General features: G+C 67.2%; 14 protein-coding genes. 3 read left to right on the top strand and 11 right to left on the bottom strand.

Annotation, left to right across the window (positions count from 1 at the left end; genetic code table 11):
- Window positions 1-17 precede the first annotated feature (17 nt).
- On the top strand, window positions 18-257 hold the full coding sequence (locus HNP73_RS04195; RefSeq protein ID WP_184147352.1) for a hypothetical protein: 240 nt from the start codon (window positions 18-20) through the stop codon (window positions 255-257).
- Between the two features lie 82 nt (window positions 258-339).
- On the opposite strand, the gene HNP73_RS04190 is transcribed toward HNP73_RS04195, so the two are convergent.
- Window positions 340-738 carry a DUF2237 family protein gene (locus HNP73_RS04190; protein WP_184147351.1) on the bottom strand — a complete coding sequence of 133 codons (399 nt, stop codon included), beginning with the start codon at window positions 736-738 and terminating at the stop codon, window positions 340-342.
- 76 nt (window positions 739-814) lie between these two features.
- Between HNP73_RS04190 and HNP73_RS23875 the strand changes: the two genes are divergently transcribed.
- The gene (locus tag HNP73_RS23875; protein ID WP_184147350.1) at window positions 815-1,597 is read left to right on the top strand and encodes a rhomboid family intramembrane serine protease; all 783 of its coding nucleotides are present in this window, start codon (window positions 815-817) and stop codon (window positions 1,595-1,597) included.
- Window positions 1,598-1,616: 19 nt separating this feature from the next.
- Here HNP73_RS23875 and HNP73_RS04180 read toward each other — a convergent pair whose 3' ends face one another.
- The 10 genes from HNP73_RS04180 to HNP73_RS04135 all read right to left on the bottom strand — a co-directional run bounded on the left by HNP73_RS04180 (window position 1,617) and on the right by HNP73_RS04135 (window position 10,473).
- Window positions 1,617-2,264: an SGNH/GDSL hydrolase family protein gene (locus HNP73_RS04180; protein ID WP_184147349.1), complete on the bottom strand. Its 648-nt coding sequence runs from the start codon at window positions 2,262-2,264 to the stop codon at window positions 1,617-1,619.
- 10 nt (window positions 2,265-2,274) lie between these two features.
- On the bottom strand, window positions 2,275-3,048 hold the full coding sequence (locus HNP73_RS04175) for an SDR family NAD(P)-dependent oxidoreductase (RefSeq protein WP_184147348.1): 774 nt from the start codon (window positions 3,046-3,048) through the stop codon (window positions 2,275-2,277).
- Between the two features lie 10 nt (window positions 3,049-3,058).
- A complete protein-coding gene (locus tag HNP73_RS04170; RefSeq protein ID WP_184147347.1) occupies window positions 3,059-3,787 on the bottom strand; it encodes an SDR family oxidoreductase in 729 nt (242 codons plus the stop codon).
- Between the two features lie 313 nt (window positions 3,788-4,100).
- Window positions 4,101-4,829, bottom strand: coding sequence for an SDR family oxidoreductase (locus HNP73_RS04165; protein WP_184147346.1), 729 nt, complete (start codon window positions 4,827-4,829; stop codon window positions 4,101-4,103).
- A 10-nt stretch (window positions 4,830-4,839) separates the two neighbouring features.
- A complete protein-coding gene (locus tag HNP73_RS04160; protein ID WP_184147345.1) occupies window positions 4,840-5,901 on the bottom strand; it encodes an ABC transporter ATP-binding protein in 1,062 nt (353 codons plus the stop codon).
- A gap of 9 nt (window positions 5,902-5,910) precedes the next feature.
- On the bottom strand, window positions 5,911-6,954 hold the full coding sequence (locus HNP73_RS04155; RefSeq protein WP_184147344.1) for an NAD(P)-dependent alcohol dehydrogenase: 1,044 nt from the start codon (window positions 6,952-6,954) through the stop codon (window positions 5,911-5,913).
- Window positions 6,955-6,975: 21 nt separating this feature from the next.
- Window positions 6,976-7,242, bottom strand: a complete 267-nt coding sequence (locus HNP73_RS04150; RefSeq protein ID WP_184147343.1) for a DUF2160 family membrane protein — start codon at window positions 7,240-7,242, stop codon at window positions 6,976-6,978.
- A 5-nt stretch (window positions 7,243-7,247) separates the two neighbouring features.
- Window positions 7,248-8,084: a carbohydrate ABC transporter permease gene (locus HNP73_RS04145; RefSeq protein ID WP_184147342.1), complete on the bottom strand. Its 837-nt coding sequence runs from the start codon at window positions 8,082-8,084 to the stop codon at window positions 7,248-7,250.
- A gap of 1 nt (window position 8,085) precedes the next feature.
- Complete coding sequence (locus HNP73_RS04140) at window positions 8,086-8,961, bottom strand: carbohydrate ABC transporter permease (RefSeq protein ID WP_184147341.1); 876 nt, start codon at window positions 8,959-8,961, stop codon at window positions 8,086-8,088.
- A 78-nt stretch (window positions 8,962-9,039) separates the two neighbouring features.
- Window positions 9,040-10,473, bottom strand: a complete 1,434-nt coding sequence (locus HNP73_RS04135; RefSeq protein ID WP_184147340.1) for an extracellular solute-binding protein — start codon at window positions 10,471-10,473, stop codon at window positions 9,040-9,042.
- A 500-nt stretch (window positions 10,474-10,973) separates the two neighbouring features.
- On the opposite strand from HNP73_RS04135, the gene HNP73_RS04130 reads away from it, so the two are divergent.
- On the top strand, window positions 10,974-11,858 hold the full coding sequence (locus HNP73_RS04130) for a sugar phosphate isomerase/epimerase family protein (protein WP_184147339.1): 885 nt from the start codon (window positions 10,974-10,976) through the stop codon (window positions 11,856-11,858).
- The last annotated feature ends 22 nt before the right edge of the window (window positions 11,859-11,880 follow it).

Genomic DNA, 11,880 nt, shown 5'->3' with positions numbered 1-11,880 from the left:
GCCTTGGGAGGACGCACATGCACACGCAGGACCGGAAGATCGTCGTTCTCGCGACTGACGCACGGATCAACGAAAGGTTGATCGCTCGCGGAATGGACCCGATGCGCGGTCCCTGCCTGGCGGATGTGCTGCATGAGGCTATCGGCGAACGCCTGACGTCGAAGGACGCGCTGCGCCTGTGGGATCCCGACCGCCTCGCGGGCGACCCGCGTGTGCGCGCCGTGCTGAGCCGCTATGTGGAGCAACAGGCGTCCTGACCGGTCGCCGGGCCGGCCATTACGCCGCCCCTGACTTTTCAGACAATCATCACGGCTGCCGGCATCACGACTGCCGGCATCATTACTGCCGGGCCGCGCCTCGGGCAGGCATGGCGTAGGCGCTGAGAACTTCGAGCGGCACGATTTCGAGCGTGGCGCGGTGGGTGCTCGCGAGGATGACCTTCGGCGCCGCGCCGGCTTCGAGCGCCTGTAGCCAGCGGGCCGCGCAGAGGCACCAGCGATCTCCGGGGCGCAGGCCGGAAAAGCCGTACTCCGGTCTCGGTGTCGACAGATCGTTGCCGTGGGCGCGCGAGAAGGCCAGAAAGTCCTCGGTCACCCGCACGCATACCGTGTGGCGCCCGCGGTCTTCCGGCCCGGTGTTGCAGCAGCCGTCCCGGAAGAAGCCGGTCCGCGGGTCGTAGGAGCAAGCCTTGAGCGGACCGCCCAGGACGTTGACGCTGTCGTCGATCTCGGCGCGCATGATCAGATCTCCCCCGAGGTCACTTCTCAAGCTTGCGCGCGCCGGTCGCCGCTGTCCAGCCCGCGAGGGGCTGGCGGTGCGCGTCCCGGACAGGCATAACGACGACCATGCGCACCTGCTCTCCATTCCTCGGCCCGTCGTGAAGCCCGTACCGGATCCGCGCGGGCCGCTGCCGCGGTCGCTTCTCGTGCTCGTCGCGGTCATCGCGGTGATCGAGATCGTGCTGAGCCTGTCTGACGCAGGCTGGATATCGGATCCGACGCTGCGGAGTCGGGCCATGTGCGCTGGTGCGTTCTGGTCGCAGCTCGGGCCGGATACGCCGTTCGCCCGGCTCTGCGGCGCGCCCGCCGGACAGATCTTCGGGCTGCAGCCGCTGACCATGTACATCAGCCACGCCTTCCTGCACGGCTCGATGCTTCACATGATCATGAACATGACGATCCTGCTCGCGATCGGCCGGTTCGTCGGCGACCGCTACGGGGCAGGGACGGTGCTCCCGGTGTTCCTGCTCTGCGCGATTGCTGGTGGCGCGGCGTTCAAACTGCTGGCGAGCCCGGCCTATCCGATGGTCGGTGCCTCGGGCGCTGTCTTCGGCTTCCTCGGGGTCTGGATCGTCTGGGACTGGCGGCGGCATCAGCGGGCGCAACGCTCGACCTCGCCGGTGCTGCGACGGGTGCTGGTGCTCGCGGGCCTCAATGTGGCGCTCTACTACGGGCTCGGCGGGATGCTTGCGTGGCAGGCGCACCTTGGCGGCTTCGTTGCCGGCGTCCTGATCGGACTGTGGCTGGAAAACCGGATCGAACGTGAATGGATCGGCGAGATGCATCGGCAGAGATCGGAGCGGGACCCGCGGCCCTGAGCCGCGGGCTGTCGCCGACTCAGACGGACATCTCGCCGATCTTCGCCGCGATCGCCCGGCCGAGGGCTGCATGGGCGGCGGCATCGAAGTGGATGCCGTCGATTTCGCTCACCGTGATCACCTCGCCCGCGTCGAGGAAGTCGGCGCCGTAGAGGGCAGCGACGCGCGCGACTTCGGCGGCGATACGGCGGGACTTCGCGGCACCACCTTCGAACATCCCGGCGAGGCAGCCCACTTCCTCGATCGGCATCGGTGCCACGACGAGCAGGCGGGGCCGGTTCGACTTCGGGCCGCTGCGGCTCTGGCCGAGAGCATCGAGGAGTTTGGAGACCGACACGCCGATGTCGAGCGGGGTGACGCTGAAGCGCTGCTTCAGGTCGTTGGTGCCGAGCATCAGCACCACGAGGTCGATCGGCCGGTGCGTCTCGAGGATCGCGGGCAGGATGGCGAGGCCGTTCTTGTGGGCGCCCTCGATCGGGTCGGGGTGAACCGTGGTCCGGCCGGGCAGGCCCTCCTCGATCATCCGCCAGCCGGAGCCGAGCGCCGCGGCGCAGACCCCGGGCCAGCGCTCGGCGGGCGAGAAGCGCCCCTGATCCTCGAGGGTCGCCATGGGCACGGTGCCGTGGGTGTTCGAGTCGCCGTAGGCCAGTACCACGCGCTCGGTCATGAGGTGCTCCTTACCAGCAGATATAGCCGCCGTCGGTCGGCAGGATCGCTCCGGTTATAAGGCTGGCGGCGTCGGAAGCGAGGAAGGCGACGGCGGTCGCCACCTCGCCGACCTGGCCCATGCGGCGCATGGGCGTGTCGGCGAGCCAGCCGGGGAGCAGCGCCTGGACCTTGGGGTTTGTCGTCACCATCGGCGTCTCGATGTAGGTCGGGGCGACGGCGTTGACGCGCACGCCCTCGGTCGCCCATTCGACGGCGAGGCAGCGGGTCAGGTGGTGCACCGCGGCCTTCGAGACGTTGTAGGCCGCCTGCGGCTGCGGGCGGTTGACGATGGTGCCGGACATCGAGCCGACGTTGACGATCGAGCCGCGGCCGGCGGCGAGCATGTGGCGGCCGAAGGCGCGGGAGCAGAAGAAGACGCCGTTGACGTTCACGTCCATGGTGCGCTGCCAGCTGGCGTCGTCGACGTCGAGGGAGGGCGTGCCGGTCTCGCCGATGCCGGCGTTGTTGACGAGGATGCTCGCGGGGGTGCCGGCGTCGGCGAGGGCGTCGGCGATCGCGTTCATCCGGGCGGAGTCGGTGACGTCGCCCTCGTGGAGCTCGGTGGCGTAGCCTTTGGCGGTGAGGACGGCGAGGCCCTCGGCGCCGACGGCGGGGTCGCGTTCGATGAGGACGAGCCGGGCGCCGGCGTCGCCCAGCGCCTCGGCGCAGGCGAGGCCGATGCCGCGGCCGCCGCCAGTGATGACGGCGAGCTGATTGTCGAGGCGGAAGCGTTCCTGGGGCATTGGGCGGATCTCAGATGTCGAAGCTGTGGGGCAGGATGACGAGGTCGCGGATGTTCACGTTACGCGGCCGGGTCAGCATGTAGTGGACGGCGTCGGCGACCTCGGCGGGGTCGATGAGGGCGCCGTTGGCGATGGCGCGGTCGAGGTTCTCCTTGGGCCAGTCCTTGAGGAGCGCGGTCACGACCGGGCCGGGGGCGATTTCCATGACGCGGACGCCGTCCTTGGCGAGCTGGCGGCGCATGGCGTGGACGAAGGCCTGAACCGCGTGCTTCGAGGCGGTGTAGATCGGTTCCCACGGCACGGCGACGTGGCCGGCGACGGAGCTCGTCACCACGATGTCGCCGGTCTTGCGCTCGATCATGTGGGGCATGACGGCGCCGGCGGTGCGGAAGACGGCGTTGACGTTGAGGTTCAGCATCCGGTCCCACTCGGCCGGGGTGCTGTCGAGCAGGTTGCCGCCGATGTAGGTGCCGGCGTTGGCGTGGAAGATGTCGAGCTGGCCGGCGTGGTCGAGGATCGCCGGGAGCATGGTATCGACGCTTTCGGGCGAGAGGAGGTCGACCTCGACGGCGAAGGCCCTGTCGCCGAGTTCGGCGACGAGGGAGTCGAGAGCGGCCCTGTCGCGGTCGACGAGGCCGACGGTGGCGCCGGCGTCGAGCAGGCGGCGGGCGCAGGCGAGACCGATGCCCGAGGCGGCTCCGGTGATCGCGGCGACCTTGCCGGTCAGGGTCTGGTCCATGGTGTCCTCCCTTGGAGAGCCTTGGCTGCGCAAGTTGCGCATGGGGGTCATATTATTGATCTAGCGTGGTATTTCGCGATACGTTAACCTGACCGCAAGGTGATGGATGAGGGGCAAGGCGACCGATGCGGGGCTCTGGCTCCGCGAGTCCCGGCCCGACAAACCAAAGCACTGCTGGGCCGCTGGCTGGAACGCGGGACGCGCAGAGGCCGGCAGGTGGAGATGTCTGCGCAAGCGCGCCTGCCGGGGCAGTCGCGGATGGATTTGTCACCTGCCAATCCGCTTTGCTCCGCCGTCTCGCCCCATGGTCCGCTCACGGCGCGATCATGTAGCCGCCGTCCACCGGCAGCGAGACGCCGTGCACCATGGCGGCGGCATCGGAGAGCAGGAAGAGGATCACCTCGGCGATGTCGTCGGGCTCGGCAAAGCGGCCGACCGGGATGCGGGAGAGCATCGAGGCGGCCTTTTTCTCGTCGCTCCACGCCTTGATCGCCATGGGCGTGAGGGTGACGGTCGGATTGACCGCGTTCACCCGGATGCCCATCGGCCCGAGCTCCACCGCCATGACGCGCATGAGCCCGTCGAGGCCGGCCTTCGACGCGCAATAGGCGGCGTGATCGCGAAAGCCCACGAAGGCGGAGACCGACGAGACGTTGACGAGCGCGCCCTTCACGCCGCGCTCGACGATGGAGCGGGCGTATTCCTGCGCCACGATCATCGGCGAGCGGGTGTTGACGGCGTAGAGCAGGTCCATGTTCTCGACCGGCAGGTCGAGGAAGGAATCAAGCTCCGTCGTGCCGGCGTTGTTGACCAGAAGATCAGCCGGAAGTGCTGCCCTGATCGCCGCGCGGGTTGCCTCGGGGTCGGCGAGATCGACCGCGAAGGTGCGGCAGCCGATCTCCTCCGCGAGGTTCGCGAGGTCCGCCTCCGAGCGCGAGAGCGCGGTGACGGTCGCGCCGCGCCGGGCGAGCATGACGGCCGTGGCGCGACCGATGCCCTTTCCGGCACCGGTGACGACAACGTGCTTTCCGGTGAAATCCATGGTCGGCTCCTCAGATGCGGGCGCCGCTGGCGCCGTCGAAGAGGTGAGCCCGGCGGGGCGGGATCAACAGCGAGATCTCGTCGCCGGGGCGGGCGTCGAAGCGGTCCTTCACCACGGCGTCGATCGGATCGTCGCCGAGGCGGGCGAAGATCTGGGTCTCCGAGCCTGTGGGCTCCAGCACCGAGACGCGGGCGGCCAGGCCGCCGGGGCCGATGTCGATGTGCTCGGGACGGATGCCGTAGACCACCGGCCGGCCCTCCTCGGCCTGCACCCCCTCGATCGGCAGGAGCGCGCCGCCGTCGGCACGGACCACGGTGCGGCCGTCGATGGTCGAGAGCTTGCCCTTGATGAAGTTCATGGAGGGCGAGCCGATGAAGCCGGCGACGAAGGTGTTGGACGGATTGTCGTAGAGATCGAGCGGCGCGCCGATCTGCTCGACGCGGCCATCACGCATGACGACGATCTTGTCGGCCATGGTCATCGCCTCGATCTGGTCGTGGGTGACGTAGACGATGGTGGTCTTCAGCCGCTGGTGCAGCTCCTTGATCTCGACGCGCATGGCGACGCGGAGCTTGGCGTCGAGGTTCGACAACGGCTCGTCGAACAGGAACACCGCCGGATCACGGACGATGGCGCGGCCCATGGCGACGCGCTGGCGCTGGCCGCCTGAGAGCTGCTTGGGGTAGCGGTCGAGCAGGTGCCCGAGGTCGAGGATCGCGGCGGCCTTGGCGACCTTCGCGTCGATTTCGGCCCTCGGAGTGCCCTTGATCTTCAGCGCGAAGCCCATGTTCTCGCCCACGGTCTTGTGCGGGTAGAGCGCGTAGGACTGGAACACCATGGCGATGTCGCGGTCCTTGGGCATGACGTTGTTGACCACGCGGCCGCCGATCGAGATTTCGCCGTCCGAGATCGGCTCCAGACCGGCGATCATCCGGAGCAGCGTCGACTTGCCGCAACCGGACGGGCCGACGAGGACGACGAACTGACCGTCCTCGATATCGACGCTGACGCCGTGCATGACCTGCACGTTGCCGTAGCGCTTCTTGACGTTCCTGACGGTGACTTCGGCCATGAGCCCCCCTTAAGCCGGCATCTCGATCTGCATCTTCACTTCGCCCGCAGGCGCGGATGCAGCGAGTTCGAACGCCTCGACACTCTCGTCGAAACCGAAGGTGCGGGTGATGAGCGGTTTCACGTCGATGGCGCCGGACGAGAGCATCTCGATGCAGCGCGGGAAGACGTGGGCATAGCGGAATACGTGCTCGACGCGGGCCTCGCGCACCATGGCCGCGCCCACATCGTAGGGGATGGGTTCGGACTGGCCGCCGATGAAGACGACGCGCCCGCCGGGGCAGAGCGGCTCGAAGATGCCCGACGCGCCGCGCGGGTTGCCGGAGCATTCGATGACCACGTCGGCGCCCCAGCCGTCGGTGCCCTTCCGGACCGTTTCCGCGAGGTCCTGCGAGCGGACGTTGACGGGCGTGATCGGCCCGAGCGAGGCGGCAAGCGCGAGCTTGGCCTCGTCGACGTCGGAGATGTAGAGGCGCGAGCAGCCGGCGGCCAGCAGCGACAGCGCGGTGACGAGGCCGATGGGGCCGGCGCCGATGACGACGCCCACGTCGCCCGGGCGGATCGCGGCCTTGGTGGCGCCGTGGACGCCGACGGCGAGCGGCTCGACCATGGCGGCTTCGGCGAAGCTCACTTTGTCGGGCAGCTTGAAGGTGAAGAGCTCGGGGTGGACCACGGTCGGGCGCAGGATGCCGTGGACCGGCGGTGTCGCCCAGAAGCGCACCGCCGGATCAACGTTGTAGATGCCGAGGCGGGTGGCGCGGCTGTCCGGGTCGGGGATGCCGGGCTCCATGCAGACCCGGTCGCCGACCTTGAGCGTGCGGACGTCGGGGCCAACCTCGATGACGGTGCCCGACGCCTCGTGGCCGAGGATCATCGGCTCGCGGACGACGAAGGGGCCGATGGCACCGTGGGTGTAGTAGTGGACGTCCGAGCCGCAGATGCCGACGGTGTGCATCCTGATGCGCACGTCGCGGGCTCCGAGCGTCTCGGCCGTCTCGATCGGGAAGTCACGAAGCGAGAGCTTGTGCTTCTCTTCGAGGACCAGGGCTTTCATGGGGAAACCTCCTTCGGGCCGTCAGCCGCGGCGCACGATGATGACGCCGAGCGCGATGACGACGATATGGCAGATCCAGAGCGGGATGCCGTTCGGCTCGAGAAAGCGCATCCAGAAGAGTTCGAGCGCCACCGCGATGTAGATCGAGATGAAGAGCCGGTCGAACCAGTTGGTCTGGATCGGCAGGAAGCCGGTGCGCTTGCGCCGCGCGGCGGCCTGCGCTTCCTCGTCAGCGGCGTCGAGATCGACGGTGGGTGCGCGCGCGGGCGTGTGGGCGGGGTTGGCCATGGCGCTTACTCCTTGACCGCGCCGAAGGTGAGACCTGCGACGATGCTGCGCTGGACCATCGAGAAGATGATGAGCGCGGGGATGAGCGTGAAGATCGAGATGGCCGCCATCTTGCCCCACTGGGTGCCGGTGGTCGTCACGTACTCGGAGAGGCCGGTGGTGAGGGTGCGGGCGTTGAAGCTCGTGAGCGTCGCGGCGAGCAGGAACTCGTTCCAGGCGAAGACCCAGATCAGGATGAAGGTCACGGCGACACCGGGGCGGGCGAGGGGCCAGACAACTTCGCGGATCGTCTGCCAGGTGGAGCAGCCATCGACCGTCGCGGCCTCGTCGAGCTCCTTCGGGATGCCGTCGATCGTCGGCCGGAGCGTCCAGATCGCGAACGGCAGGTTGAAGGTGCAGTAGAGCAGGATCAGGCCGATCCGCGTGTCGTAGAGCTTGAAGTCGCCGATCACGAAGACCTTGGTGTAGAGCAGGAAGAACGGCAGCAGGAACACCGCCGCCGGCGCCATGCGGTTGGTGATCGTCCAGAAGAAGATGTTCTCCTTGCCGGCCAGATCGAAGCGCGACAGCGCGTAGCAGGCCATGAACGCCAGCACGGTGCAGAGCACGGCGTTGCCGGTGGAGATGATGAGCGAGTTCATCATGTAGCGCCGCAGCGTCTCGTCGTGCAGCACGTCGATGTAGTTCTTCCAGTAGAAGCTCCGCAGGATCACGTCCGGCGTGGTGAAGAGATCGACGGCGGGCTTCACCGAGATGACGAACAACCAGTAGATCGGGAAGAGCGTCGCGAAGCTCAGGATGATCCAGAGCAGGACGTTGAGCCAGGGGTTTGACGGGCGCATATCAGTTCCCCTTGTTCCGCGGCGCCACGAGGCCGACGTAGAGCATCCAGCACATGACGAGGGTGAGATAGAGCACGATGACCGAGATCGCGGCGCCGTAGCCGTAGTCAGTCTTCGGGAACACGACCTTCCAGATGTGGAGGCCGAGATAGCGGGTCGCGGCGCCCGGGCCGCCGCCGGTCAGCATCCAGACCTCGTCAACGGTGCGGAGCGCGTCCATCAGGCGGATGAAGACGGTGGCGAGGATCGCGGGGCGGATCATCGGCAGGGTGATGTGCCAGAAGATCTGGCTGCGGCTCGCGCCGTCGATCTGGGCCTGCTCGAAGGGGTCCTTCGGCAATGACAGCAGCGCGGCCAGCAGCGTCAGGGTGACGAGGGGCGTCCAGTGCCAGATGTCCATGATGACGGTGAAAAGGAAGGCGGTGCCGGCGTCGCGGCCGATGTTGATGTCGATCCCGAAGAGCTCGTTGGCGTAGAACGGGATGATGCCGACGGAGGGCGTGGTCATCAGGCGCCAGATGGAGCCGACGACGATCGGCGCGACGATGAGCGGCAGGGTGTGGATGGTGCGGAAGAAGCCCTTGCCGGGAAACTCGCGCATGAAGAGCTGGGCGAGGAAGTAGCCGATGACGATCTCGGAGGCGACGGCGAAGACGCCGAACTTCAGCGTGACCCAGATCGCGAGCAGGAATTCCTTGTCGAACACCAGCCGGCGGAAGTTGTTCGCGCCGTTGAACACCTGCTCGGGATTGGCGCCGAACGGGTTCCACTGGTGGAAGGCCAGGTAGAGAACGTAGATGAACGGCAAGATGCCGAAGATGCCGAGGATCGCGAGAGTGGGGGCCAGAAGCCACCACCCGACCTTGTTCGACCGCATCGGATCCCTCCCCCCCAAGAGGTTGTGGCTGCGTCCGGCCGGGGCCTCACGGTCCCGGCCGGCGGGAATGGCGGGTGGTTACTTGCGGTAACCGAGGTTCGTGAGTTCTTCTTCGGCCTTGGCGGCCATCTGGTCGAGCCCGGCATCGGGTTCGATCGCGCCGGTCAGGATCTCGTAGAAGATCGGGGCCGTCGCCTCGCGCACCTGCGCGTGGAACGGGTAGGGCGGGGCGCCGGCGAAGAGCTTGCCCTGGTCGCGCAGCATGGTGAAGTAGCCGCCGAGCTTCTTGTCGAGTTCCTGCACCGCGGGATCATCGTAGGTGGCGGTGTTGGTGATGCGCGATCCCGCGACCGCCCACGGACCCTGAACTTCGTCCTGACCGATGTACTGCATGAAGAGCAGCGCGGCTTCCTTGTTCTTCGAGGTGACGGGCAGGCCGAACGCGCCGCCGTCATAGTAGCCGATGTAGCCCTTGCCGGCCTCGGCTGCCTCGAGGACGCCGGGCTCGAGCGGCGGCAGTGCCACGCCGACGTTGCCGACGACTTTGGACTGATCCGGGTCGGAGGCGATCCATGCGGCGTTCTCGCCGTAGACGAGGCCCTGCGCGGCGCGACCGGCGGCGAACGTCGTCGCGACTTCCGTCCAGGTCGAGGCAGCGGACTCCGGCGGCGCGATGTCACGCAGGTGGAGAAGGTACTTCAGCGCGGTCTTCGCCTCGGGGCTGTTCATCGTGCCGCCGTGCTCGACCGACGCGCCGTAGTTGTCCGCCGCGTTGATGCCCCAGTTGTAGACACCGAAGGTCGGGGCGACCGACTCGAAGAACTCGTACCACGAAGCCGGGTGGCCGGTGTGAGCCTGCGAGGTGGTGCCCCAGAGATCGAGGCCCTTTTCCTTGCCGTATTCCGTGAAGAACTCGGCGATCTGGGTATAGTCCTCGTGGGTCGTCGCGGGCTTCAGATCCTTGCCGGTCTTCGCCTTGAACGCCGCCTGGATCTCGGGATCGTTGAAGAGGTCGGTCCGGTAGAGGTAGACCTTGATGAAAGCTTCCATCGGAACGCCGAAAAGATCCCCGTCAGCGTTCTTGAAGTAGTCGGCGAAGGTCGTGAACTTGGCCTCGTCGAAGGTCGGCGCCTTCAGGGACGGATCGTCCTTCAGCGTCTTGGTGATATCGACGAGGAAATTGCGCGCCAGGTAGGCGTAGATGATGTCCTGCTCGATGTAGACCATGTCATAGATGCCGGTTCCGGCTTCCATGTCCTTGATGGCCTTGTCGTACATCTGATCCCAGGAGGTGGTCTCGATCTCGACGTTGATGCCGGTCTTTTCCTCGAACTGCGGCGCCAGCACGTCCTTGATGTAGTTCGACGGCGGCGTGCTCTCGGTCACACCGTGCAGCGTCACGCCCTTGAATTTCGCCCCGGCGTCGGACCAGAAGTCCGCCCATGCCGGCATCGCGCCGGCCAGCATCGCCAGGATGAGCGCAGACGCGCCCGCCTTCAGCCCCTGTCGCATACGCTTCCTCCAAGTTGGTCCGGGCCGTGGCGGCGCCGGCTGCGTCTCCCTGATCCGCCCGCGACGGGGCGGCCGGTCGGGCAATGCCTCCGATGCTTGTCACGCGCATCGGCTCGGCCCTTCCGACCGGAACGCTAGTCCGTTTCTCCGATCTCGACAACAATTTGTTGCGCAGCCAGCGGAAATGCCAGCGGCCGCCTCCAGCGTTGCCGCAATCGTGTTGCGGCTGCTCTCGGAGGGGTGGGAATTGACGGGAGAAAGCGAAAACATTGCCGGGCAGTCATGAGTTAAGACCATGATGCATTGCAACAAAAATTTGCCTTGCAAACGCGCGGCCTTCTGCGCCCATCCGGCGCGGGCTGGTGGTGTGGGGGAGGGTGCGTCAGGCCATCGCAGGCCACCGGGCCGTATGCGAAGCTTGACAGCCGCCGTCGATTCGCTCGATTTGTTGCATAGGGCAACAATCATACCGGAAAAGTCCGGTCGGTAGGGGGGATGCCATGCGGCGGTTGGGCGTACACTCGTTCGTCTGGACGGACGGCAAGACGCAAGGCGGGCTCGAGCAAGCGCTCGAGCAGTCGGCGGCGGCGGGCTTCCAGCTCATCGAATTCGCCTATCTCCGGCCGGAGCTGTTCGACCTCGATGCGCTGGCGAAGCGGGCGCAGGCGCTGGATCTGGAGATCACCGTGACCATGGGGCTGCCGGCGGCGGCGGACGTGTCGAGCGAGGACGCGGCGGTGGTGAAGGCGGGCGAGGCGCTGCTCGCGAATGCGGTCGCGGCGGTGCGCGACGTCGGCGGCACGCGGCTCGGCGGCATCCTCTATTCCGCGCATCGCAAGTATGACGCGAAGCCGACGGAACGCGGCTGGAACAACAGCGCCGCCGCGATCGGCCGCACGGCAGGGGTGGCGAAGGACGCCGGGGTGGCGCTGGTGCTGGAGGTGGTGAACCGCTTCGAGACGAACCTGCTCAACACCACGGCGCAGGGGCTCGCGTTCCTGAAGGACACCGGCAGCGAGGACGTGACCCTGCACCTCGACACGTTCCACATGAACATCGAGGAGGCCAATCCCGCGGCGGCCATCCGGCTCGCCGGTCCGAAGATCGGCTATTTCCATATCGGCGAGAGCAATCGGGGGTATCTCGGCGACGGCGTCGTCGCGTTCGACCCGATCTTCGACGCGCTGCTCGACATCGGCTATGCCAATGATGTCACATTCGAGTCGTTCTCCGGGGCGGTCGTGGACGAGGCGCTGTGTCTCGCCTGCGGCATCTGGCGGGACACGTGGACGGACAGCATGCCGCTGGCGCAGCACGCGAAGGCGTTCATCGACCTGAAGCTTGGCGAGGCCGAACGGCGCCGCGCCACCAACGCGCGGCCCTGAACACCCCCCACCGCGTCAGGGG

This window comes from Amaricoccus macauensis, from assembly GCF_014201905.1.
GTDB lineage: Bacteria > Pseudomonadota > Alphaproteobacteria > Rhodobacterales > Rhodobacteraceae > Amaricoccus > Amaricoccus macauensis.
The sequence above is the reverse complement of the archived record's forward strand: the minus strand, read 5'-3'. Positions and strand labels throughout refer to the sequence as shown.